We start from the raw sequence: 21,852 nt of genomic DNA on the forward strand, positions 1-21,852 counted from the left end.
GAGAGTTGAGGCATGCGCAGATCCATCCGCGGGTTCACCCTGATCGAAATCATGATCGTGATTGCGATCATCGGGATCATCATCACCATTGCCGCGCCGAGCTATACCGAATACCTGAAAAAGGGCCGCCGCGCCGAAGTGGCCTCGCTGCTGAACGAGCAGGCGCAGACCCTCGAGCGCTTCTACACCCGCAACAATGTTTACACCGGTGTCACCGGGCTCAGCACGGGCAATGATTTCTACACCATCACCCCGACCATCGCTGACCAGACCTACCTGCTGACCGCGACCCGCAAGGCCGGCACGACCATGGCCGGCGACAAGTGCGGGGACTTCACCCTCACCAACACCGGTGTACGCAGCATGATCAACGCGACTGCCGGGCTTGCCACCAAGGATTGCTGGGGCCGCTGAGCCGCTTTCATTCGGGCGCCGTTTGCGCCCACTGTCTTCTTTACGGTTGGAACAAACATGACCAGGCAACAGCAAGTGGTGATTGTCGGTGGCGGGGTGATTGGCCTGCTGACCGCGTACAACCTCGCCTCCGAAGTGCGCAGCGTGGTGCTGCTGGATCGCTCGAACGTCGGCCAGGAATCGTCCTGGGCCGGCGGCGGCATCGTTTCTCCGCTGTATCCATGGCGCTATAGCCCGGCGGTCACGGCGCTGGCGCACTGGTCGCAGGACTTTTATCCACAGCTGGGCGAGCGCCTGTTCGCCGACACCGGCGTCGATCCTGAAGTCCATACCACCGGCCTGTACTGGCTGGATCTGGACGACGAAGCCGAAGCGCTGGCCTGGGCCGAGCGGGAAAACCGTCCGCTGCGGGCTGTGGATATCTCGGCGGCCCATGATGCGGTGCCGGTGCTTGGCGGTGGATTTTCCCGGGCGATCTACATGGCCGATGTGGCCAACGTACGCAACCCGCGGCTGGTGAAGTCCTTGAAAGCCGCGTTGCAGGCGTTGCCGAACGTGACGATTCACGAGCAGTGCGAGGTCAGCGGGTTTGTCCGTGAGGGCGAACAGGTTGTCGGTGTGCAAACCTCGAAAGGCGTGATCAACGGCGATCAGGTGGTGCTGACGGCGGGGGCGTGGAGCGGCGAGCTGCTCAAGACGCTGAATCTGTCGCTGCCGGTGGAACCGGTCAAAGGCCAGATGATTCTCTACAAATGCGCGGCGGACTTCCTGCCGAGCATGGTGCTGGCCAAGGGGCGTTATGCGATTCCGCGTCGCGACGGGCATATCCTGATCGGCAGCACGCTGGAGCACGAAGGTTTCGACAAGACACCAACCAATAATGCGCTGGAAAGTCTCAAGGCTTCGGCGGTGGAATTGCTGCCGGCGCTGGCAGATGCCGAAGTGGTGGGGCATTGGGCCGGTTTGCGTCCTGGCTCACCGGAAGGGATTCCCTATATCGGGCGGGTGCCGGGATTCGAAGGCTTGTGGCTCAACTGCGGGCATTACCGCAACGGGTTGGTGCTGGCACCGGCATCCTGTCAGCTGTTTGCCGATGTGATGCTGGGACGGGCGCCGATCATCGATCCGGCGCCGTATGCACCGGCCGGACGTATCTAGTCAGTTTTTCTTCTGGTGACTGACAAACCGCTTTCGCGGGCAAGCCCGCTCCCACAGTAAACGCGATACCCTGTGGGAGCGGGCTTGCCCGCGAAGGGGCCCTTAATCCAGACCCAGTTTCTTGAGCCTGTAGCGCATCGAACGGAATGACAGATTCAACCGCTGGGCCGCTGCGGTACGGTTCCAGCGGGTTTCCTCCAGCGCCTGCAGAATCAGTTTGCGCTCGACGTTCTCCAGATAGTCTTCGAGGTTGTCGATCTGTGTGAGATCGGCAATACCGCCCTCGGCCGCGCAGTTGCCTTCACTCAGACGCAGGTCGTCGGCCTCGATCATGCGGTTTTCGCACAGCGTGTGCGCGCGCTCGAGGACGTTCTCCAACTCCCGGACATTCCCCGGAAAGCGGTAGTTCTTCAAGGCCTCCAGCGCTTGTGGATGCAGGCGCGCCGCCGGCTGGCCAGTGCCATGGGCCAGACGTTTGAGCACATGGCTGGCCAATGCCTCGATATCGTCACGACGTTCGCGCAGAGAAGGCACCCGCAGTTCGATCACGTTCAGCCGGTAATACAGATCCTGCCGAAAGCGCTCGGCGGCGACTTCGGCATCCAGATCTTTGTGGGTGGCACAAAGAATGCGCACATCGACCACGGTTTCCTGCTGGCCGCCGACGCTGCGCACGGCCTTTTCCTGAATCGCCCGCAGCAGCTTGACCTGCATCGACAGCGGCAAGTCCGCCACTTCATCGAGAAACAGCGTCCCGCCATGGGCGGCCTGGAACAGGCCCGGCTTATCGTCCACCGCGCCAGTGAAACTGCCTTTGCGGTGACCGAAGAACTCGCTCTCCATCAATTCCGAAGGAATCGCCCCGCAATTCACCGGCACGAACGGTTGGCTGGCGCGCGGGCCTTGCTCGTGAATCAGGCGGGCGACCAGTTCCTTGCCGCTGCCGGACTCGCCGCTGATGTAGACCGGCGCCTGGCTGCGGGCCAGTTTGTCGATCTGCTTGCGCAGGTTACGCATCGGCAGAGAGTCACCGAGCAGCCGGCGATCAATCGAGGTACAGACGCCGCCCGCCGCAGGCATGCGCAACGCGGTGGCGACCAGTTCGCGCAGTCGGGTGAGATCCACCGGTTTGGTCAGGAAGTCGAAAGCCCCGGCTTTCAGGGCGTTGATCGCCGTTTCCAGGCTGCCATAAGCGGTGATCATCGCCACCGGCAATTGCGGATAGCGTTGCTGGATGTGCTGCACCAGGTCCAGCCCGGTGCCGTCCGGCAGGCGCATGTCGGTCAGGCACAGATCGAAGGTGTCGCGGTTCAGCAGCGCCTGGGCTTCGCCGAGGTTGCGCGCGCTGAACGTGTCGAGTTTCATCCGTCCCAGGGTGATTTCCAGGAGTTCGCGGATATCCGGTTCGTCGTCGACGATGAGGATTTTTTGCCGTGGGCTCGTGTTCAACTTTGTTTCCGTCCGTGAGCAAAGGTGATGCGAAAGCAGCCGCCGCCTTGGCGTGGTTTGAAGTCTAGGCGGGCCTGGTTGCTTTCGCACAGCTCACGGGACAGATAAAGCCCAAGGCCGGTGCCCTGGCTGCTGGTGGTGAAGAAGGGTTCGAACAGATGCGCCTGCTGATCCAGCGCCACGCCGGGGCCGTTGTCCTGAACTTCGAGTACGGCCAGCTGGCTCTCGGGGTCGATGAACAACCGCAGCCAGACCTGCGCCGGATCGTGCAGCAGGGCGCTGTGCCGCCAGCCATTGCGCAACAGATTGTCGAGAATTTGCGTCAGTTGCCCCGGGTCCATCAGGGTCCGGAAATCCCCGGGTTCGATGTTCAGGTGAATACGTTGGTGCTCGCTGGCCTGTTCGCGGCTTTCCTCGACGAAGTGCTCGAGCCATGGCTCGAGATCCAGCCGTTGCGGCGCGCTCTGCTGGCGGCGGGACAGTTGCAGGACGTTTTCAATGACTCGGTTCATGCGCTGGGAGTGATCCTGGATGATCTGCGTCAGACGCCGGTCCGCGCCGTCGAGTTCCTCGGATTCCCGCAACAGCTGTGCGGCATGACTGATGGCGCCCAACGGATTGCGGATCTCGTGGGCGATGCCGGCGGTCAGGCGTCCGAGCGCGGCGAGCTTCAGTTGCTGGGCCTGCTGGGCGATTTGCGCGAGGTCTTCGAGAAACACCAGGGTCTGGCGGTTCGGGCTCTGCTCCAGGGCGATGAAGCTCGGTTGCAGTTCCAGGCCGTTGGCGGCGATTTTCAGGCTCTGCGGGCGCAGGGTCGGGTTGTTCAGCCACAGGTTCAGGCGCTCGACCAGTGCGATCGAATATTCATCGATCAAATGACCTTCAAGGGGCGTCTGCGCCAGCAGCGTCCGGGCGCTCTGGTTGGCCAGTTGCACCCGGCGTTGTTCGTCGAGGACCAGAATGCCGGTGCGCATGCGTTGCAGGATCAAGGCGTTGAGAGCCTCGAGACTGACCACCTCGCTGGCCCGTTGTTCGGCGAGGGTCTCGCTGACTTCGAGGCGGCGGATCAAGCCTTGCACCAGCAGCGCTCCGGCAAAACACAGAGCGCCGAGGGTGCCCGCCTGAAGGTATTCGTTGGCGCTCAGGGGATGGCTGAAACTCAGCAGGAAGCTGAGACCGACAATGCCGAGTGCACCGATGGCCGCGATCAGCACGCCGATACGGCGTTTCAGCAGCGTGTTGCTGATGGCTACCGAGACGATCAGCAAATTACCCACCGGGCTGGCCACGCCGCCGGCGGCGTAGAACAAGCCGCACAGCAGCAGGATGTCGACCAGGGCCAGCCCGAACAACTGGGCCGGGCGGCGGATGTTCTCCAGGAACACCACCAGCAGGATATTCAGCACCAGGTACAACCAGCTGCCATTGCGCAGCAGCTCGTCGTCGGCCGACGTCAGCAGGCGGTTGTCCATGTTGCTGGAGATCAGCAGCACCAGGGTGATGCCGACGCTCAGACGGTAGAGGTGATAGAGGCGCAGCAGTCGCTGGGCCTGTTTGCGAGTGGCGTCGGTCGCCTCAGCGATCACTGGAACCGGGGCCTTGCTCGAGGTGAGCCTGGCTGCAATACCACTGTTGACGGAGACTCAGCGCGCGGTCGCGTGGCAGGTGCACGCCGCAATGGGCGCAACGTACCATCGGTGCGGCATCCTGTTCGCGGGGGGATTGCGTGGGTGCGACAGGCGCCTTGAATTTGCGCCAGAGCCAGACGGCGGCGGCGATCAGGGCGATCCAGAAGAGTAGACGAAGCATGATGGGCGGCTTTTTGACTGATGATCCGGCAGTTTAGCCAAGGTCTTGGCAGGCGCACAGCGCAATAAAACGCGGCAATAAAAAAGGGAGATCCGAAGATCTCCCTTTCTCGTACTTGCGCTGTGATCAGTCGAACACACCGAAAGTCATGTAGCTGAACCAGGAGCGGTCGTCATTGTTACCAGCGGCGCCGTGCTCTTCTTCTTCGATCACTGCACCGTTTTCGTCTTTAGGCTTGAGCTCGTTCGGGATCGCGTCTTTCGCGTCCTGGAACTGCTTCTGCACGTCCTGGTTGGCGCGGGTCTCTCCCGGCGGCAGCGGCGGACGGGATTCGATCAGGCCCAGAGTAGCCTTGCTCAGCCACGAACGGTTGTCGGCTTCGGCGACCGACGGTACGAACTGACCGTCTTTCAGGCTCGGGTGATTCGGGTAGTTGAGCTTCAAGGTTTCCAGGCTGGTGGCCGCCAGCTCGTCCAGGTGCAGACGCTGATAGGCTTCGGTCATCACCGCCAGGCCGTCGCCGACCGATGGGGTTTCCTGGAAGTTTTCCACTACATAACGGCCACGGTTGGCGGCGGCGACGTAGGCCTGACGGGTCAGGTAGTAGTCGGCCACGTGGATTTCGTAGGCCGCCAGCAGGTTGCGCAGGTAGATCATGCGCTGCTTGGCGTCCGGCGCGTAGCGGCTGTTCGGGTAACGGCTGGTCAGCTGGGCGAACTCGTTGTAGGAGTCGCGGGCAGCACCCGGGTCACGCTTGGTCATGTCCAGCGGCAGGAAGCGCGCCAGCAGGCCGACGTCCTGGTCGAACGAGGTCAGGCCCTTGAGGTAGTAGGCGTAATCGACGTTCGGGTGCTGAGGGTGCAGACGAATGAAGCGCTCGGCGGCGGACTTTGCAGCTTCCGGCTCCGAGTTCTTGTAGTTCGCATAAATCAGTTCAAGTTGTGCCTGATCTGCGTAGCGACCGAACGGATAGCGCGACTCCAGAGCCTTCAGCTTGGCGGTGGCACTGGTGTAACTGTTGTTGTCCAGGTCCTTTTGAGCCTGCTGGTACAGCTCGGTTTCGCTCAGGTTTTCGTCTACGACTTCCTTCGATGAGCAAGCAGCGGTCAATGCGAGGATGGCGATCAGCAGCAGGTGTTTCACTTGCATGGCGGCTTGCGTCCCTATGACGGCCGCTGTCTTGGGCGGGGCCGTCCTGTTATGATGAGCGCCCCGTTGAAAAGCCCCGGGGCAAAAGACGCCGTATTTAACCACAAGCGCGCAGCCGAAACCAAAGGCTGTAGCCGACGCCCAGTCCGAGCATGTCCGATAAAATTGAACTTCGCGCAGAGGTGCCGTCCGAATTGGGCGGCCAACGCCTCGATCAAGTCGCCGCCCAACTCTTCGCAGAGCACTCCCGCTCGCGCCTTTCCGCCTGGATCAAAGAAGGTCGCCTGACTGTGGACGGGGCGGTCATCCGCCCGCGCGACATCGTTCATGGCGGTGCCGTCCTTGAGCTGACCGCCGAGCAGGAGGCCCAGGGTGAATGGGTCGCCCAGGACATCGAGCTCGACATCGTCTATGAAGATGACGACATCCTGGTGATCAACAAGCCTGCGGGCCTGGTGGTGCACCCGGCTGCCGGCCACGCCGATGGCACCTTGCTCAACGCCTTGCTGCACCACGTGCCGGACATCATCAATGTCCCGCGCGCCGGTATCGTGCATCGCCTGGACAAGGACACCACCGGTCTGATGGTGGTGGCCAAGACCATCCAGGCGCAGACCAAACTGGTCGCGCAGCTGCAAAGCCGCAGTGTCAGCCGGATCTACGAGTGCATCGTGATCGGCGTAGTGACAGCCGGCGGCAAGATCAACGCCCCGATCGGTCGACATGGCCAGCAGCGCCAGCGCATGGCGGTGATGGAAGGCGGCAAGCCTGCCGTCAGCCACTATCGTGTGCTGGAGCGTTTCCGTTCGCACACTCATGTACGGGTGAAGCTGGAAACCGGTCGTACCCACCAGATCCGCGTACACATGGCGCACATCAACTTCCCGTTGGTCGGCGATCCGGCGTACGGCGGTCGTTTCCGCATTCCGCCGGCGGCGAGCCAGACCATGGTCGAATCGCTGAAACACTTCCCGCGTCAGGCCCTGCACGCACGGTTCCTCGAGCTGGATCATCCGACCACCGGTGAGCGCATGAGCTGGGAATCGCCGTTGCCGGAAGATCTGGTCTGGCTGCTGACCCTGCTCAAGCAGGATCGCGAGGCATTCGTCGGATGAACTGGCTGACGCCGGACTGGCCCGCGCCGGCCAGCGTCAAGGCCTGTGTCACCACCCGCGAGGGCGGCGTCAGCGAGGCGCCGTTCGACAGCCTCAATCTGGGCGATCATGTCGATGATCGTCCCGAGGCCGTCGCCGAAAACCGTCGGCGACTGACCGATCACTTCTCTATAAAGCCTGCCTGGTTGCAGCAAGTGCACGGGATTGCCGTGGCGCATGCTGATCCGTCGGTTGTAGCCACGGCGGATGCCAGTTGGACGGCAACACCGGGTATCGCTTGTGCGGCAATGACCGCCGATTGTCTGCCGGCGCTGTTCTGCGACCGTGCCGGTACTCGCGTGGCAGCGGCGCATGCCGGTTGGCGTGGGCTGGCGGCCGGGGTGCTGGAAGCGACCCTCGACAGTCTGGATGTACCTGCCGAAGACATTCTGGTCTGGCTCGGCCCGGCCATCGGTCCGCAAGCCTTCGAAGTCGGCCCGGAAGTCCGGGAAGTCTTCATCAATCAATTGCCCGAAGCTGCGACAGCCTTTGTCCCGAGCCACAATGCCGGCAAGTTCATGGCCGACATCTATAAGCTGGCGCGCCTGCGTCTGGCGGTCCGGGGTGTCACGGCTGTTTATGGTGGCGGTTTCTGTACCGTGACCGATCCTCGTTTCTTCTCTTATCGCCGTGCATCGCGCACTGGTCGCTTCGCCTCCCTCGTTTGGCTCACCCGCTAAACTGTCTGATCTGCATCAACTGTCCCACGCTTGAATCTTCCAGAATCGACCGCATCTATAGCGGTATCTGGCAGGTTTCTTTATTCAGGATGGTTTTTTAGGTCCGGCCTGCTCAAAAGGAAGGTGACCCATGCGTATAGACCGTTTAACCAGCAAATTACAGTTGGCGTTGTCCGATGCCCAATCTCTGGCTGTCGGCCACGATCATCCGGCCATCGAGCCGGCGCATTTGATGCAAGCCATGCTTGAACAGCAGGGTGGTTCGATCAAACCCCTGTTGATGCAGGTGGGCTTCGACGTCAACAGCTTGCGTAAAGAGCTGACCAAAGAGCTCGATCAATTACCGAAAATCCAGAACCCGACCGGCGACGTGAACATGTCGCAGGATCTGGCGCGCCTGCTCAACCAGGCCGACCGTCTGGCCCAGCAGAAGGGCGACCAGTTCATTTCCAGCGAGCTGGTACTGCTCGCGGCGATGGACGAGAACAGCAAGCTCGGCAAGTTGCTGCTCGGCCAGGGCGTGAGCAAAAAGGCGCTGGAAAATGCCATCAACAACCTGCGCGGTGGCGAGGCCGTCAACGACGCAAACCACGAAGAGTCGCGTCAGGCGCTGGATAAATACACCGTCGACCTGACCAAGCGCGCCGAAGACGGCAAGCTCGACCCGGTGATCGGCCGTGATGATGAAATCCGTCGCACCATTCAGGTCCTGCAACGCCGGACCAAGAACAACCCGGTGCTGATCGGCGAGCCTGGCGTGGGTAAAACCGCGATTGCCGAAGGTCTGGCCCAGCGCATCATCAACGGCGAAGTGCCGGATGGCCTGCGTGGCAAGCGTCTGCTGTCCCTCGATATGGGTGCGCTGATTGCCGGTGCCAAGTATCGCGGCGAGTTCGAAGAACGCCTGAAAGCGCTGCTCAACGAGCTGTCGAAGCAGGAAGGGCAGATCATTCTGTTCATCGACGAACTGCACACCATGGTCGGCGCCGGCAAGGGCGAAGGCTCGATGGACGCCGGCAACATGCTCAAACCGGCCCTGGCCCGTGGCGAGCTGCATTGCGTCGGTGCGACCACGCTCAACGAGTACCGCCAATATATAGAGAAGGATGCGGCCCTCGAGCGGCGCTTCCAGAAGGTGCTGGTGGACGAGCCGAGCGAAGAAGACACCATCGCTATCCTGCGTGGCCTCAAGGAACGTTACGAGGTTCACCACAAAGTGGCGATCACCGACGGTGCGATCATTGCGGCAGCCAAGCTCAGCCATCGCTATATCACTGACCGGCAGTTGCCGGACAAGGCGATCGACCTGATCGACGAAGCCGCCAGCCGCATCCGCATGGAGATCGACTCCAAGCCGGAAGTGCTGGATCGCCTGGAGCGGCGCCTGATTCAGTTGAAGGTGGAATCCCAGGCACTGAAGAAAGAAAGCGACGACGCGGCGAAGAAACGTCTGGAGAAACTCCAGGAAGAAATCGACCGTCACGAGCGTGAGTACTCGGATCTGGAAGAAATCTGGAACTCGGAAAAAGCCGAGGTGCAGGGTTCTGCGCAGATTCAGCAGAAGATCGAACAGTCCCGTCAGGAACTGGAAGCCGCGCGCCGCAAAGGCGACCTGAACCGCATGGCCGAGTTGCAGTACGGGGTGATCCCGGATCTGGAACGCAGCCTGCAAATGGTCGACCAGCACGGCAAGAGCGAGAACCAGTTGCTGCGCAGCAAGGTGACCGAAGAGGAAATCGCCGAAGTCGTTTCGAAGTGGACCGGCATTCCCGTGTCGAAAATGCTCGAAGGCGAGCGCGACAAGCTGATGAAGATGGAAAGCCTGTTGCACCAGCGCGTGATCGGTCAGGACGAAGCCGTGGTCGCAGTGGCCAACGCGGTGCGGCGTTCCCGTGCCGGGTTGTCCGACCCGAATCGCCCGAGCGGCTCGTTCATGTTCCTCGGCCCGACCGGTGTCGGTAAAACCGAGCTGTGCAAGGCGCTTGCCGAATTCCTCTTTGATACCGAAGAGGCGATGGTGCGAATCGACATGTCCGAGTTCATGGAGAAACATTCTGTGGCACGGCTGATCGGTGCTCCACCTGGCTATGTCGGTTACGAAGAGGGCGGTTACCTGACCGAAGCGGTACGGCGCAAGCCTTACTCGGTGATCCTGCTGGACGAAGTCGAGAAGGCGCACCCGGATGTGTTCAACATCCTGCTGCAAGTGCTGGAGGATGGTCGCCTGACCGACAGCCACGGTCGTACGGTGGATTTCCGCAATACCGTGATCGTCATGACCTCCAACCTCGGTTCGATGCAGATCCAGGAACTGGTGGGTGATCGTGAAGCGCAACGGGCAGCGGTGATGGATGCGATTTCCACCCACTTCCGTCCGGAGTTCATCAACCGGGTCGACGAAGTGGTGATCTTCGAACCTCTGGCGCGGGATCAGATCGCAGGCATTACCGAGATTCAGCTGGGCCGTCTGCGCAGTCGTCTGGCCGAGCGCGAGCTGAAGCTGGAACTGAGCCCGGAGGCAATGGACAAGCTGATTGCCGTCGGTTACGACCCGGTCTACGGTGCACGGCCGCTGAAACGGGCGATCCAGCGCTGGATCGAGAACCCGTTGGCGCAGTTGATCCTGTCGGGACGCTTCCTGCCGGGCGAGACCGCGACCGGTGTCGTGGAGAACGACGAGATCACGTTCAACTGACAGCTTTGGGTGGTGAAGTAAGGAAGGCCTCGCAATGCGAGGCCTTTTTTTTCGTTAGGCTGTTGAACTCAAAGGAAAAGGCTTGTAAAGTGCGCCCCGCAGTCAGTCACCAACACGGTTTCAGCTCACTGGGCAGAAATCTGAAATAAGTTGCAAATCATTAACTTGAAAGCAATTTAGGGGGTTGACAGAGGTGTTCTAGGTTGTAGAATAGCGCGCCTCAGACACACGAACGCAGCGATGCGAAAACGATGTCTAGAAGCTGCAAGTTTCACCGTAGTAAATTGAAATGTGTAGTTCCGTGATAGCTCAGTCGGTAGAGCAAATGACTGTTAATCATTGGGTCCCAGGTTCGAGTCCTGGTCACGGAGCCAATTTCAAGCCGGGGTATAGCGCAGTCCGGTAGCGCGCCTGCTTTGGGAGCAGGATGTCAGGAGTTCGAATCCCCTTACCCCGACCATTTTTGGGTCGTTAGCTCAGTTGGTAGAGCAGTTGGCTTTTAACCAATTGGTCGTAGGTTCGAATCCCACACGACCCACCATTTTTGAAACCAGTTAACGCTGGGATCGAATCTTAAGATCAGAGGCCAAAAGCGCTGATCGAAGAAGGCGATCTTTGAAAGGTCGCCTTTTTTTTACCGGGGTATAGCGCAGTCCGGTAGCGCGCCTGCTTTGGGAGCAGGATGTCAGGAGTTCGAATCCCCTTACCCCGACCATATTAAAAATCCTCGTATCGAAAGATACGGGGATTTTTTTTGCCCTCCGGAAATGTTTCATTCAAGTCATCGTACAACTTGCCGATAGCCCGCTAACGAAAGGGGCCTGCCATCGATCGCCCCTTGAATCCGGCCAATACAAGAAAAAGGGCGTTCGTCATGTTGCTTCGTCAGTTGAATATTGCTCCCCGTGCCGCCTTGGGCTTCGCCCTGATCGCGGTGCTGGTGGCGTTGCTTGGCGTGTTTGCCCTGGGGCAGATGTCGAGCATCCGCGAGAGCGAGGTCGCGGTGGAGAACCAGTGGCTGCCGAGCATTCGTGGCGGCGACGAGATTCGCGAGATCATGCTGCGCATCCGCACCATTTCCCTGCGCATGGCGCTGGATCCTGATCCGAACAACGTTGCGACTTACCGCAGCCAGATGGACACCCGCGACAAGGAGCTGAGCGAGAAGATCGCCGCGTACGATCGACTGGTGACTACTCGGGAAGGCCAGCAGTTGTACGATCAGTTCAAGAAAACTTTCGCAGCCTATCGCGCCGGCATTGCCCAATCGTTCGTCCTTGCCCAGCAAGGCAAGCGGGACGAGCTGACCAAACTGCTGCTGGTCGACATGAAAACCGTGGTCGACGGCTCGGGCAAGCAACTCAATGACCTGGCGGATCTCTTCGCCAAACAGGTCGCCGCAGAAAGCACTAACTCCGCCGCCCACTACGAAACCTCGCGCACCATCGTCAGCCTGTTCATCGCACTGGCAGCGTTGGCGACCGTGGCTCTGGCGATGTTGCTCACCCGCAGCATCGTTCGCCCGTTGAGCACCGCCGTCAGCGCCGCAGAAAGTGTTGCGAAAGGGGATTTGACCCGACCGATCGAGACCCAGGGCAACGACGAAGTCAGCCGTTTGCTCAAGGCGCTGGCGACCATGCAACAGAACCTGCGCGAAACCCTGCAGGGTATCAACGGTTCTGCCACGCAACTGGCGACCGCCGCCGACGAACTCAATGCCGTCACGCTCGACAGCACTCAGGGCTTGCAACAACAGAACAACGAAATCGAACAGGCCGCCACCGCCGTCAACGAGATGACCACGGCGGTCGAGGAAGTCGCACGCAACGCGGTGTCGACCTCCGACGCGACGCGCCAGTCCAGCGAATCGGCGCATCTGGGGCAAGAACGGGTCAGTGAAACCGCCAGCGCCATCAATGCCCTGGCCAGTGAGGTTCAGCACACCGGCGAACTGGTGCAATCACTGGCCAATCAATCTCAAGACATCGGCAAGGTGTTGGACGTGATCCGCGCGATTGCCGAGCAGACCAACCTGCTGGCGCTCAACGCCGCCATCGAAGCGGCGCGGGCCGGGGAGAGTGGGCGCGGGTTTGCCGTGGTCGCCGACGAAGTCCGGGCGCTGGCTTATCGCACGCAGCAATCGACCCAGGAAATCGAACAGATGGTGCAGGGTATGCGCAACGGTTCGAGCCTGGCATTGGAGTCGATGCAGGCCAGTGCTTCGCGTGCGTCCACCACGCTGGTGCTGGCCGAGCGAGCCGGCGAGGCGCTGCAAACCATCACCGCGTCGGTGCATGAGATCCATGAACGCAACCTGGTCATCGCCAGCGCCGCCGAAGAGCAGGCACAAGTGGCGCGGGAAGTGGATCGCAATCTGGTGAACATTCGCGACCTGTCGGTACGTTCGGCGGCCGGCGCCGACCAGACCAGCGTGTCCAGCCATGAGCTGTCGAAACTCGCCAATGCATTGCAGGGCATGGTGCGGCGCTTCCAGCTGTAATCCCGGCAGACATAAAAAAGCCGCGCTTCTCGTGAGAGACAGCGCGGCTTTTTTGTCGGGGCTGTTTTGCCGGGACGGACTGAATATCAGGCACCGTCACGCTCTTTCAGGTGTTCGAACAGGCCTTTGGGCATTTTCTTGCCGTTGGCTTCGTAGTTGGCTTTGACGTTGTCGTAAGCCTCTTGCTCGTCGATGAAGCCATCGTGGTTGGTGTCGATCTTGTCGAAGTCGGAGTGCGGCGCAACCTTCAGGAATTCGGCGCGGGAGACTTTGCCATCCCCATCGGTGTCGGTTTTGGCCATCGACGCGTCGCCGCATTTGCCTTCACCGCATTTGCCTTCCGGGGTTTTCACCGAGGTCTCGGCCGAAGCGACCATGTAGCCCTGGGCCAGCGGTTGTGCGGCGAACACCGAGCCGGACAGCATCAGGCCGCCGGCCAGTACGGCACCGACCAGGCCAAGGGAGGTTTTGCCGATTTTCGAAGTGCGGGTCATTTCATTCTCCTTCGGTTGCACTGCGCAACCACACGTTAAGGGCGATCAGCCGGAGCAGGTGTGCCCGGGTGTGGCCATTAAGCTGTGACGGTGTATCGCGTCTGTGTCGAGGAGCGGGGCGTTTGTAAGCGAAGGTGCGAAAGCGGGGGGCAGATACAGTAGAAGACAAAACGCCGTGGGGGCGAGCCAGCCCGCCCCCACGGTTTTTTACATCAGTGCAGCTTCAGGCGTGGCTCGGTGCCGCGTCCGATCTTGCTGCCCAGCATCAGCATCGCCGTGCGGAACGGGCCGTACAGCGCCATCTGGTGCATGCGGTACAGCGAAACGTAGAACATCCGCGCCAGCCAGCCTTCGAGCATCACGGTGCCGGTCAGGTTGCCCATCAAGTTACCCACAGCCGAAAAACGCGACAGCGAAATCAGCGAGCCGTAGTCGGTGTATTTGTACTCCGGCAGGGTTTTGCCCTCGATCCGCAGTTTCAGCGACTTGGCCAGCAGCGACGCCTGCTGGTGCGCAGCCTGGGCCCGAGGCGGCACGTTGCGGTCCGAACCCGGTTGCGGGCAGGCGGCGCAATCACCGAAGGCGAAAATGTTTTCGTCGCGGGTGGTCTGCAGCGTCGGCAGCACTTGCAGCTGGTTGATGCGGTTGGTTTCCAGACCATCGATGTCCTTGAGGAAACCCGGTGCACGGATCCCGGCGGCCCAGACTTTCAGGCTGGCCTTGATCTCGTTGCCATCGGCAGTGATCAGGCTGTCGGCGGTGACCTGGCTGACCGAGGCGTTGGTCATCACGTTGACCCCGAGTTTCTCCAGCGTCTTGTGCACCGGCCCGCTGATGCGTTCCGGCAGTGCCGGCAGCACCCGTGGCCCGGCTTCGATCAGGGTGATGTGCATGTTTTCCGGTTTGATCCGGTCCAGACCATAGGCCGCCAGTTCATGGGCGGCGTTGTGCAGCTCGGCTGCCAGTTCGACGCCCGTGGCGCCGGCGCCGACGATGGCCACGCTGATCTGCTGAACCACGTCGGTTTGCCCGGCGTGAGCACGCAGATAGTGATTGAGCAGTTGCTGGTGGAAACGCTCGGCCTGTTTGCGGGTATCGAGGAACAGGCAGTGCTGCGCTGCGCCCTGGGTGCCGAAATCGTTGGTGGTGCTGCCGACCGCGATCACCAGCGAGTCGTAGGGCACTTCCCGCGCCGGCACCAGCTCCACGCCGTTTTCGTCGTAGGTGGCGGCGAGCTGGATCTTCTTCTGCTCACGATCGAGCCCGCTCATGCGCCCCAGCTGGAACTCGAAGTGGTTCCATTTGGCCTGGGCGACATAGTTGAGTTCGTCTTCTGAGGAGTTCAGCGATCCGGCGGCCACTTCGTGCAGCAGCGGTTTCCAGATGTGCGTGAGGTTCGCGTCGACCAGCATGATGCTGGCGGTGCCGCGTTTGCCCAGAGTCTTACCCAGACGGGTAGCCAACTCCAGACCGCCGGCGCCGCCGCCGACAATGACAATACGATGGGACATAGGGATAGCTCGCAAGGTTTTTAAAGGAAATCTTTGTCGTCGTAACCCGAGCGAGCGCGATGCAGCTCATAGCGTCAGGTAACTGATAAATCGGCTCAACAGGCCCAGACCGATGGTCGCTGCCAGCACCACCACCAGGAGCATCCACGGCCGGAATGGCCGGCGCTCGACACGGTGCTGGGACAACTGCAGGTACTCTTCGACATGCTTCTGGTCTTCGGGGTTCAGGCGGCTGGTCATATGAGGCCTCGTCAGGGATAGACGTTGCTGAATGCGCAGACGTTACAGCGGTTTGTCTGCGAGCGTTGAACGGCGCATGTCATCCGGGCGAATGATTGCGCTTTTGTAACATCCGGCCAGTGTTTGCGCCATCCTGCTTAGGGCTTACAGGCTGATCCCGACATCGAACAGAATGCTGCGGCCCAGATTGCTGCGCAGGAAATCCGGTGCATCGGGGTGAGCGAACAGCACGCGGGCGAACGTCGGCCCGACCAGTGACAGCGAACGCCAGCCCTGACGCAAATATTCGGTAGGCGGCGGGAAGTGGCTGTTGAGGTCGAGCACTTCGCGCTTGAGGCTGGCGAAGGCGATGATGTCCAGCTCGCCCAGATCCATGCCGCGTTCCTTGTAGTTGTGCGCTTTCTTGCGCAGGGTCGGCGCCAGCCTCAGCAGAAATTCGTTGGCCGGAATCCGCCGCGGCTTGGCTTCGCGGCGCACCAATTGGCTCAGGGAAAACGCACTGCGCCGACGTTGCAGCTCGTCGCGCCATTCATCGTTGAGCCGGCGGCCTTCGTCGAGGACGAAAAATACCTCGAAGTTGGCATCGCGAAACAACACGTCCGGCGGCTCACCGGCCGGGGCGAATTCGTCGGCGCGATAGGGGATATTCAAGCCTTGCAGCAGGCGCTGGCAGACCCAACGCTCACGCTCCCATTTGCGGGCATTGGACAGGAACGCGTTGGCCTGCTCGGCCGCGATGGTCAGCAGGCGTAAATAATCCGAGTCATCCATAGACCCAAGCTTAGCGTTCAATTGCGACAAGCAGAAAGCTTTGCATCGGCAGATTCACCCGGGTGGCGGTGTAGACTTCGACACAGGAGCGCCAATCAAGGGAGTCTGCGGTGCGAATGAAGGTGATGGGAACATGATCGGTGCAGAACTGCTGTCATCGACGAGTCTGACCCTCGGCTGGCTGATTTACCTGCCGGTGCTGCTCTGGGCGATCTGCCGCGCGCCGTGGGTCGAATTGTTCAGCGACAGCCGTCGTCAGCACTTGCTGTTCGGCACCGTGTTCGCGCTGTTTCTGTTGTGGATGGTGCGCAGGGACTTCGACACGGGCGTCTCGTATCACTTCATTGGCATGACCGCCGTGACCTTGCTGCTCGACTGGCCGCTGGCGATTGTCGGCGGGCTGGTGGCGCAGATCGGGCTGGTTCTGCTGGGCCGCCAGGATCTGGTGGCGGTCGGGGTCAACGGTGCGTTGCTGATCCTGCTACCGGTATTGATCACCGAGGGCGTGGCGATCCTGGTCGAACGGGCGCAACCGCGTAATCCGTTTGTGTATATCTTCTGTTCCGGCTTCTTCGCGGCGGCCTTGTCGGCGCTGTCCTGTCTGATTCTGAGCCTGATCTTGCTCTGGTACGACGGCCTGTTCGCGATGCCGGAATGGCTGGAAGACTTCATCGGTTACCTGTGGCTGCTGATCTTTCCGGAAGCGTTCATCAACGGCATGGTGATCAGCGCACTGGTGGTGTTCTGCCCGGAATGGCTGGAGACCTTCAACCGCACCCGCTACCTTTCGGCGCCCTGGAAGGACGACGATCCCAAGTCTTGATCCACATCAAATCCACCCCGCGCGCGGCATTTCATGCTCGGCCAAATCCCTTCAGGAGCAGCGGCATGAGCGTTTACGAGTGGGCGAGGCAGGAAACCCGGCAGAGTCTGGAGATGGCGCAGGAGGTGGGATTCGATCCGGGCCTGAGCCTGCGGGCCTTGCTCAGTGCGGTGGTGCAGCAGAGCAAGGCGGTGCGCAATGCCGAAGACCTGGCCGACGAGTTGCGCTTTCTGGCGGAAAACCTCGACGACGATCAGGACTACGGCTTCATGCGGCCCTGACCGGGATCAGTGGCGCGGGTCGAAGTCGCCGGAAAACAGTTCGTCCTCGGCATCCGGGGCCACCGGAATCTTGTGTTCTTCCGACGCCCAGGCGCCGAGGTCGATCAGTTTGCAGCGGTCCGAGCAGAACGGCCGGAATTTGTTTGCGGGGGTGAATTCCACCGGGGCGCCGCAGGTCGGGCAATTAACGGTTGGGGTCTGGCTCATGACTGGCCTCCGGATAAAGTCAGGTAAAAGTGATGCAGGCGCTCGACCTCGCTGTGCAGCCAGGCGAGGTCGCGGTCGTTGACCACCACATCGTCGGCACGGCTGACGCGGTCTTCGCGGCTGGATTGGGCCTTGAGGATCGCCTGGACCTGCTGTTCGCTGGTCTGGTCACGCTGCAGGGTACGTTCGATCTGCAGTTGCTGCGGCGCATCGATCACCAGGATTCGCTGGGTCATCGCGTACTGTCCGGACTCGATCAACAGCGGTGAAACCAGAATCGCGTAAGTTGATTTTGCCAGCGCCAGGTGATGGGCGATTTCCTCGGCGATCAGCGGATGCAGCAGCGCTTCGAGCCAGCGGCGTTGCTCCGGCACTTCGAAGATCAGCTTGCGGAGCGCCGAGCGATCCAGCGTGCCGTCGGCCTGCAGGACATCGGGGCCGAAGTGCTCGGCAATTTTCGCCAGCGCCGGGCGTCCCGGCTCAACCACCCAGCGTGCTGCATGATCGGCGTCCACCACATGGACACCAAGATCGATGAAGTGCTGGGCGGCTGCGCTTTTGCCGCTGCCGATGCCGCCGGTCAGGCCGAGAATCCAGGGTTTTTCCACAGGGGTATTCATTTCAAACCGACAAACTGCCAATAGAAGTCGGTTATTTGACCACCCCAGAGCAAGGCAATCCAGCCGGCAATTGCCAGATAGGGCCCGAAGGGGATTGGCGTCGAGGTTTTCCGGTCGCGCAGTTTGAGCAGAATCACCCCCAGTACGGCCCCCACCAGCGACGACAGGAGAATGGTCAGCGGCAGAATCTGCCAGCCTCCCCAGGCCCCCAGCAGTGCCAGCAGCTTGAAATCGCCGTGACCGATGCCGTCCTTGCCGGTGAGCAGCTTGAACAGCCAGAACACCGACCACAGCGCCATGTAACCGGCCACCGCGCCCCACATCGCATCGTGTAGCGAGACGAACAGGCCGAAGCTGTTGACGATCAAGCCCAGCCACAGCAGCGGCAGCACCAGCACGTCGGGCAACAGCTGATGCTCGGTGTCGATCAGGCTCATCGCCAGCAAGCCCCAGGTCAGCACGATCAGCAGGCATGCCGGCCAGCCGAAGCCCAGGTGCCAGGCGATGAACGCCGAGAGCAGGCCGCAGGCCAGTTCGGTCAGTGGATAACGCTTGCTGATCGGCGCCGCGCATGACGAGCAGCGCCCGCGCAAAAACAGGTAGCTGAGCAGCGGGATGTTTTCCCACGCACGAATGCGGTGGGCGCAATGCGGGCACTGCGAATGCGGCAACATCAGGTTGTAGACCGGCAACGGCGTTTCGACGGGCAGCCCGAGCACGTCGTGGGCCTGCTGGCGCCATTCGCGCTCGAGCATCTTCGGCAGACGCCAGATCACCACATTGAGGAAGCTGCCGACCACCAGCCCGAGTATCAGGGCGGTGAAGACAAAGGCCAGCGGATAGAGGGCGAAAAGTTCGTCGATGGGCATGTCAGATCGCTGAGCCGAGTTGGAAGATCGGCAGGTACATGGCCACGACCAGCCCGCCGACGATCACCCCGAGTACCACCATGACGAAAGGCTCCATCAGGCTGGTGAGGTTGTCGACCATGTTATCCACTTCTTCCTCGTAGAACCCGGCCACCTTGTCGAGCATGTCGTCCAGGGCGCCTGACTCTTCGCCGATGGCGGTCATCTGCACGGCCATGTTCGGAAAGATTCCGCTGGTGCGCATCGAAAAGTTCAGCTGCATGCCGGTGGCCACGTCCTGGCGAATGCGCAGCACCGCGCGTTTGAACACCACGTTGCCGGTGGCTCCGGCGACCGAGTCCAGCGCTTCGACCAGCGGCACGCCGGCGGCAAACGTGGTCGACAGGGTCCGGGCAAAACGGGCGACGGCGGACTTGTACATCATGGTGCCTACGAGTGGCAGTTTCAGCAGCCAGGCATCGCGTCGGTCACGCAGGGCCTGGGATTTCTTCAGCGCGTGGCGGGTGCCGAAAAACGCCACGATCAGCACGCCGAGAATCGCCCACCACCATTGCTGCATGAACTCCGACAGGCCAATCACCATCAGGGTGAACGCCGGCAGTTCGGCGCCGAACCCGGAAAACACCGACTGGAACTGCGGCACCACTTTCACCAGCAGAATCCCGGTGACGACCGCCGCCACCAGGATCACGGCGGTCGGGTAGGTCATGGCTTTCTTGATCTTGGCCTTGAGGCTTTCGCTCTTTTCCTTGTAGGTCGCCACGCGCTCGAGCAGGGTGTCGAGGGCACCGGATTGTTCACCGGCATCGACCAGGTTGCAGTACAACTCGTCGAAGTACTGCGGCTTCTTGCGCAGGGCTGCGGCGAAGCTGTTACCGGCGGCGACTTCCTGTTTCACTTCGTCCACCAGTTTGCGCATCGCCGGGTTCTCGAAGCCTTCGCCGATGATGTCGAACGACTGCAACAGCGGTACGCCGGCCTTCATCATGGTCGCCATCTGGCGGGTGAACAGGGCGATGTCCAGCGGCTTGATGCGTTTGCCGAAGTTCAGCAACGACGCGGATTTCTTGCGCACCTTGCCGGGGTTGATGCCCTGCTTGCGCAGCTGGGCCTTGATCAACGCAGGGTTTTGCCCGCTCAGTTCGCCGCTGATCCGGCTGCCTTTCTTGTCCGTGCCTTCCCAGGCGTAGACGCTGATTTTCGCTGCCTTGACGGCCATGTTCAGTCCTTGGTGACCCGGTTGATTTCTTCAAGGCTGGTGATGCCTTGCATCGCCTTGATCAGTCCCGAGGTGCGCAGGTCGTTGAAGCCGTCCAGGCGCATCTGGCTGTCGATTTCCAATGAGTTGCCCTCGGCCATGATCAGCCGCTGCAGTTCGGGCGTGTTCCTGACCACTTCATAGATGCCGGTGCGGCCCTTGTAGCCGCCGTTGCATTGATCGCAACCGACGGGCTCATAGATCGTGAAACTGCCGATGCGTTCCTCGGGGAAGCCTTCCTTGAGCAAGGTTTCGCGGGGAATTTCGATAGGCTTCTTGCAGTGGCTGCAGAGTTTTCGCGCCAGACGCTGGGCGATGATCAGGCTGACCGAGGTGGCGATGTTGAAGCCGGGAATGCCCATGTTGTGCAAACGGGTGAGTGTCTCGGCAGCGCTGTTGGTGTGCAGCGTGGACAGTACAAGGTGACCGGTCTGTGCAGCCTTGATTGCAATTTCCGCAGTCTCGAGATCGCGGATCTCACCGACCATGATCACGTCCGGGTCCTGACGCAGGAACGAGCGCAGCGCCTGGGCGAAATCCAGCCCCTGCTTCGGATTGACGTTGACCTGGTTGATGCCTTCCATGTTGATCTCCACCGGGTCTTCGGCAGTGGAGATGTTGATATCGACGGTATTGAGAATGTTGAGCCCGGTGTACAGCGACACGGTCTTGCCGGAACCGGTGGGACCGGTGACCAGGATCATGCCTTGTGGTTGCTTCAGGGCCGCGAGGTACAGCTCTTTCTGCTCCGGCTCGTAGCCGAGGGCGTCGATACCGATCTGCGCGCTGGACGGATCGAGGATCCGGATCACCACTTTCTCGCCCCACAGGGTCGGCAAGGTGTTGACCCGGAAGTCGATCGACTTGGTTTTCGACAGGCGCATTTTCAGACGTCCGTCCTGAGGCTTGCGCCGTTCCGAGATGTCGAGGCTGGCCATGACCTTCAACCGGGCGGCGATGCGTCCGGCCAGTTGAATCGGCGGTTTGGCCACCTCACGCAGGATGCCGTCGGTACGCACCCGCACCCGGTAGTTTTTCTCGTAAGGCTCGAAGTGCAGGTCGGAAGAGCCGCTCTTGATCGCATCCAGCAGCATCTTGTGGACGAAGCGCACCACCGGCGCGTCGTCGGCGTCCATTCCACCGATGGCGTCCTGTTTGCTGTCATCGACGGATTCGACGTCCAGCCCGTCGAGGTCGACATCGGCCATGTCTTCCAGGCCTGAGGCGTGGGTGTCGAAGAATTTCTCGATGGCATCGGTGAGCTTGTCGTCCTCCACCAGGATGGCTTCGGTGGTCAGCCCGGTGCTGAACTGAATGTCGTTGATCGCCTGGTGATTGCTCGGGTCGGAGATCCCCACGAACAGTTTGTTGCCGCGTCGCCACAGGGGCAGGGCATGGTGCTGGCGGACCAGTTTTTCGCTGACCAGACCCTTGGGCTGGGTTTCCTTGTCCAGGCAGTTGAGGTCAAGGAACGCCATGCCGAAGTGCTCCGAGGCGATTTCGGCAACCTGCGAACTCTTCACCAGTTTGTTCTGTACCAGATAGCTGACCAGCGACAGGCGATTGCGCTGGGCTTGCTGCCAGGCTTGTTGGGCGCTTTTTTCCGTGAGCAGTTCGGCCTGTACCAATTGCTTGGCCAGACCGCTCAGAGCGATGTCATTCATGGGAATCCCGGATGCAGACAGTTCATGACTTATAGCCTAGTCAAGTGACAGCGCCAAACCGCCTCGGTGCAGGTGACAAAAAGTGTCAGATAGTGCGGTTACAGGT

21 protein-coding genes, 4 tRNA genes and 1 pseudogene are annotated in these 21,852 nt (G+C 60.9%); 13 read left to right on the top strand and 13 right to left on the bottom strand.

Annotated features, from left to right (window positions below; genetic code table 11):
• The first annotated feature begins 12 nt into the window (after nucleotides 1-12).
• Entirely contained in the window at nucleotides 13-414 is a 402-nt protein-coding gene (locus M5B98_RS19920; RefSeq protein WP_085712180.1) for a type IV pilin protein, read from the top strand.
• Between the two features lie 57 nt (nucleotides 415-471).
• On the top strand, nucleotides 472-1,572 hold the full coding sequence (gene thiO / locus M5B98_RS19925; RefSeq protein WP_248743726.1) for a glycine oxidase ThiO: 1,101 nt from the start codon (nucleotides 472-474) through the stop codon (nucleotides 1,570-1,572).
• A gap of 102 nt (nucleotides 1,573-1,674) precedes the next feature.
• Here thiO and M5B98_RS19930 read toward each other — a convergent pair whose 3' ends face one another.
• The 4 genes from M5B98_RS19930 to M5B98_RS19945 form a co-directional block, all read right to left on the bottom strand.
• The gene (locus M5B98_RS19930; RefSeq protein ID WP_248743727.1) at nucleotides 1,675-3,021 is read right to left on the bottom strand and encodes a sigma-54-dependent transcriptional regulator; all 1,347 of its coding nucleotides are present in this window, start codon (nucleotides 3,019-3,021) and stop codon (nucleotides 1,675-1,677) included.
• A complete protein-coding gene (locus M5B98_RS19935; protein WP_248743728.1) occupies nucleotides 3,018-4,607 on the bottom strand; it encodes a sensor histidine kinase in 1,590 nt (529 codons plus the stop codon). The genes M5B98_RS19930 and M5B98_RS19935 overlap by 4 nt, the downstream gene beginning before the upstream one ends.
• Nucleotides 4,597-4,830, bottom strand: coding sequence for a PP0621 family protein (locus tag M5B98_RS19940; protein WP_085712176.1), 234 nt, complete (start codon nucleotides 4,828-4,830; stop codon nucleotides 4,597-4,599). Before M5B98_RS19940 ends, M5B98_RS19935 begins: the two co-directional genes overlap by 11 nt.
• Nucleotides 4,831-4,956: 126 nt before the next feature.
• Nucleotides 4,957-5,979: an outer membrane protein assembly factor BamD gene (locus M5B98_RS19945; RefSeq protein ID WP_248743729.1), complete on the bottom strand. Its 1,023-nt coding sequence runs from the start codon at nucleotides 5,977-5,979 to the stop codon at nucleotides 4,957-4,959.
• A 152-nt stretch (nucleotides 5,980-6,131) separates the two neighbouring features.
• On the opposite strand from M5B98_RS19945, the gene rluD reads away from it, so the two are divergent.
• From rluD to M5B98_RS28915, 9 genes and pseudogenes are all read left to right on the top strand, one after another.
• Complete coding sequence (gene rluD / locus M5B98_RS19950; RefSeq protein ID WP_085712174.1) at nucleotides 6,132-7,094, top strand: 23S rRNA pseudouridine(1911/1915/1917) synthase RluD; 963 nt, start codon at nucleotides 6,132-6,134, stop codon at nucleotides 7,092-7,094.
• Complete coding sequence (gene pgeF, locus M5B98_RS19955) at nucleotides 7,091-7,813, top strand: peptidoglycan editing factor PgeF (RefSeq protein ID WP_248743730.1); 723 nt, start codon at nucleotides 7,091-7,093, stop codon at nucleotides 7,811-7,813. The genes rluD and pgeF overlap by 4 nt, the downstream gene beginning before the upstream one ends.
• A 130-nt stretch (nucleotides 7,814-7,943) precedes the next feature.
• Nucleotides 7,944-10,508 carry an ATP-dependent chaperone ClpB gene (clpB, locus tag M5B98_RS19960; protein WP_114885605.1) on the top strand — a complete coding sequence of 855 codons (2,565 nt, stop codon included), beginning with the start codon at nucleotides 7,944-7,946 and terminating at the stop codon, nucleotides 10,506-10,508.
• A gap of 298 nt (nucleotides 10,509-10,806) precedes the next feature.
• Nucleotides 10,807-10,882: transfer RNA gene (locus M5B98_RS19965), tRNA-Asn, on the top strand.
• A gap of 9 nt (nucleotides 10,883-10,891) precedes the next feature.
• Nucleotides 10,892-10,968, top strand: a tRNA-Pro gene (locus M5B98_RS19970).
• A gap of 5 nt (nucleotides 10,969-10,973) precedes the next feature.
• A tRNA-Lys gene (locus tag M5B98_RS19975) sits at nucleotides 10,974-11,049 on the top strand.
• Between the two features lie 97 nt (nucleotides 11,050-11,146).
• A tRNA-Pro gene (locus M5B98_RS19980) sits at nucleotides 11,147-11,223 on the top strand.
• A 159-nt stretch (nucleotides 11,224-11,382) separates the two neighbouring features.
• Nucleotides 11,383-12,153 (top strand): annotated as a pseudogene (locus tag M5B98_RS28910) (MCP four helix bundle domain-containing protein); the annotation flags it as partial.
• Complete coding sequence (locus M5B98_RS28915) at nucleotides 12,145-13,008, top strand: methyl-accepting chemotaxis protein (protein ID WP_412548547.1); 864 nt, start codon at nucleotides 12,145-12,147, stop codon at nucleotides 13,006-13,008. The pseudogene M5B98_RS28910 and the gene M5B98_RS28915, both read left to right, overlap by 9 nt.
• A gap of 86 nt (nucleotides 13,009-13,094) precedes the next feature.
• On the opposite strand, the gene M5B98_RS19990 is transcribed toward M5B98_RS28915, so the two are convergent.
• The 4 genes from M5B98_RS19990 to M5B98_RS20005 all read right to left on the bottom strand — a co-directional run bounded on the left by M5B98_RS19990 (nucleotide 13,095) and on the right by M5B98_RS20005 (nucleotide 16,024).
• The gene (locus tag M5B98_RS19990; RefSeq protein WP_114885602.1) at nucleotides 13,095-13,502 is read right to left on the bottom strand and encodes an EF-hand domain-containing protein; all 408 of its coding nucleotides are present in this window, start codon (nucleotides 13,500-13,502) and stop codon (nucleotides 13,095-13,097) included.
• A 212-nt stretch (nucleotides 13,503-13,714) separates the two neighbouring features.
• Nucleotides 13,715-15,013, bottom strand: coding sequence for an NAD(P)/FAD-dependent oxidoreductase (locus M5B98_RS19995; protein WP_085712169.1), 1,299 nt, complete (start codon nucleotides 15,011-15,013; stop codon nucleotides 13,715-13,717).
• Nucleotides 15,014-15,079: 66 nt separating this feature from the next.
• Entirely contained in the window at nucleotides 15,080-15,253 is a 174-nt protein-coding gene (locus M5B98_RS20000) for a DUF3094 domain-containing protein (RefSeq protein ID WP_065261571.1), read from the bottom strand.
• A gap of 144 nt (nucleotides 15,254-15,397) precedes the next feature.
• Nucleotides 15,398-16,024, bottom strand: coding sequence for a DUF1780 domain-containing protein (locus M5B98_RS20005; protein ID WP_065261573.1), 627 nt, complete (start codon nucleotides 16,022-16,024; stop codon nucleotides 15,398-15,400).
• A gap of 133 nt (nucleotides 16,025-16,157) precedes the next feature.
• Between M5B98_RS20005 and M5B98_RS20010 the strand changes: the two genes are divergently transcribed.
• Entirely contained in the window at nucleotides 16,158-16,847 is a 690-nt protein-coding gene (locus tag M5B98_RS20010) for an energy-coupling factor ABC transporter permease (protein ID WP_248743732.1), read from the top strand.
• A gap of 65 nt (nucleotides 16,848-16,912) precedes the next feature.
• The gene (locus M5B98_RS20015; protein WP_007959584.1) at nucleotides 16,913-17,128 is read left to right on the top strand and encodes a hypothetical protein; all 216 of its coding nucleotides are present in this window, start codon (nucleotides 16,913-16,915) and stop codon (nucleotides 17,126-17,128) included.
• 6 nt (nucleotides 17,129-17,134) lie between these two features.
• On the opposite strand, the gene yacG is transcribed toward M5B98_RS20015, so the two are convergent.
• From yacG to pilB, 5 genes are read right to left on the bottom strand one after another with little or no spacing between them, the layout of a single operon-like run.
• Nucleotides 17,135-17,335 (bottom strand): DNA gyrase inhibitor YacG, encoded by a 201-nt coding sequence (yacG, locus tag M5B98_RS20020; RefSeq protein ID WP_085712167.1) that lies wholly within the window; start codon nucleotides 17,333-17,335, stop codon nucleotides 17,135-17,137.
• Nucleotides 17,332-17,955 carry a dephospho-CoA kinase gene (gene coaE, locus M5B98_RS20025; RefSeq protein WP_248743733.1) on the bottom strand — a complete coding sequence of 208 codons (624 nt, stop codon included), beginning with the start codon at nucleotides 17,953-17,955 and terminating at the stop codon, nucleotides 17,332-17,334. Before coaE ends, yacG begins: the two co-directional genes overlap by 4 nt.
• The gene (locus M5B98_RS20030; RefSeq protein WP_248743734.1) at nucleotides 17,952-18,824 is read right to left on the bottom strand and encodes a prepilin peptidase; all 873 of its coding nucleotides are present in this window, start codon (nucleotides 18,822-18,824) and stop codon (nucleotides 17,952-17,954) included. Before M5B98_RS20030 ends, coaE begins: the two co-directional genes overlap by 4 nt.
• A 1-nt stretch (nucleotide 18,825) precedes the next feature.
• Nucleotides 18,826-20,043 carry a type II secretion system F family protein gene (locus M5B98_RS20035; protein ID WP_248743735.1) on the bottom strand — a complete coding sequence of 406 codons (1,218 nt, stop codon included), beginning with the start codon at nucleotides 20,041-20,043 and terminating at the stop codon, nucleotides 18,826-18,828.
• Between the two features lie 2 nt (nucleotides 20,044-20,045).
• Nucleotides 20,046-21,746: a type IV-A pilus assembly ATPase PilB gene (gene pilB, locus M5B98_RS20040; protein WP_248743736.1), complete on the bottom strand. Its 1,701-nt coding sequence runs from the start codon at nucleotides 21,744-21,746 to the stop codon at nucleotides 20,046-20,048.
• Between the last annotated feature and the right edge of the window lie 106 nt (nucleotides 21,747-21,852).

This window comes from Pseudomonas sp. MWU12-3088, assembly GCF_023242405.1.
GTDB classification, from domain to species: domain Bacteria; phylum Pseudomonadota; class Gammaproteobacteria; order Pseudomonadales; family Pseudomonadaceae; genus Aquipseudomonas; species Aquipseudomonas kribbensis.

Bases quoted from the DNA above. Each gene is read 5' to 3' on its own strand.
- M5B98_RS19920 (WP_085712180.1), top strand. From the start codon at position 13: ATGCGCAGATCCATCCGCGGGTTCACCCTGATCGAAATCATGATCGTG.
- thiO (WP_248743726.1), top strand. From the start codon at position 472: ATGACCAGGCAACAGCAAGTGGTGATTGTCGGTGGCGGGGTGATTGGC.
- M5B98_RS19940 (WP_085712176.1), bottom strand. From the start codon at position 4,830: ATGCTTCGTCTACTCTTCTGGATCGCCCTGATCGCCGCCGCCGTCTGG.
- M5B98_RS19945 (WP_248743729.1), bottom strand. From the start codon at position 5,979: ATGCAAGTGAAACACCTGCTGCTGATCGCCATCCTCGCATTGACCGCT.
- rluD (WP_085712174.1), top strand. From the start codon at position 6,132: ATGTCCGATAAAATTGAACTTCGCGCAGAGGTGCCGTCCGAATTGGGC.
- pgeF (WP_248743730.1), top strand. From the start codon at position 7,091: ATGAACTGGCTGACGCCGGACTGGCCCGCGCCGGCCAGCGTCAAGGCC.
- clpB (WP_114885605.1), top strand. From the start codon at position 7,944: ATGCGTATAGACCGTTTAACCAGCAAATTACAGTTGGCGTTGTCCGAT.
- M5B98_RS28915 (WP_412548547.1), top strand. From the start codon at position 12,145: ATGCAACAGAACCTGCGCGAAACCCTGCAGGGTATCAACGGTTCTGCC.
- M5B98_RS19990 (WP_114885602.1), bottom strand. From the start codon at position 13,502: ATGACCCGCACTTCGAAAATCGGCAAAACCTCCCTTGGCCTGGTCGGT.
- M5B98_RS19995 (WP_085712169.1), bottom strand. From the start codon at position 15,013: ATGTCCCATCGTATTGTCATTGTCGGCGGCGGCGCCGGCGGTCTGGAG.
- M5B98_RS20000 (WP_065261571.1), bottom strand. From the start codon at position 15,253: ATGACCAGCCGCCTGAACCCCGAAGACCAGAAGCATGTCGAAGAGTAC.
- M5B98_RS20005 (WP_065261573.1), bottom strand. From the start codon at position 16,024: ATGGATGACTCGGATTATTTACGCCTGCTGACCATCGCGGCCGAGCAG.
- M5B98_RS20010 (WP_248743732.1), top strand. From the start codon at position 16,158: ATGATCGGTGCAGAACTGCTGTCATCGACGAGTCTGACCCTCGGCTGG.
- M5B98_RS20015 (WP_007959584.1), top strand. From the start codon at position 16,913: ATGAGCGTTTACGAGTGGGCGAGGCAGGAAACCCGGCAGAGTCTGGAG.
- yacG (WP_085712167.1), bottom strand. From the start codon at position 17,335: ATGAGCCAGACCCCAACCGTTAATTGCCCGACCTGCGGCGCCCCGGTG.
- coaE (WP_248743733.1), bottom strand. From the start codon at position 17,955: ATGAATACCCCTGTGGAAAAACCCTGGATTCTCGGCCTGACCGGCGGC.
- M5B98_RS20030 (WP_248743734.1), bottom strand. From the start codon at position 18,824: ATGCCCATCGACGAACTTTTCGCCCTCTATCCGCTGGCCTTTGTCTTC.
- M5B98_RS20035 (WP_248743735.1), bottom strand. From the start codon at position 20,043: ATGGCCGTCAAGGCAGCGAAAATCAGCGTCTACGCCTGGGAAGGCACG.
- pilB (WP_248743736.1), bottom strand. From the start codon at position 21,746: ATGAATGACATCGCTCTGAGCGGTCTGGCCAAGCAATTGGTACAGGCC.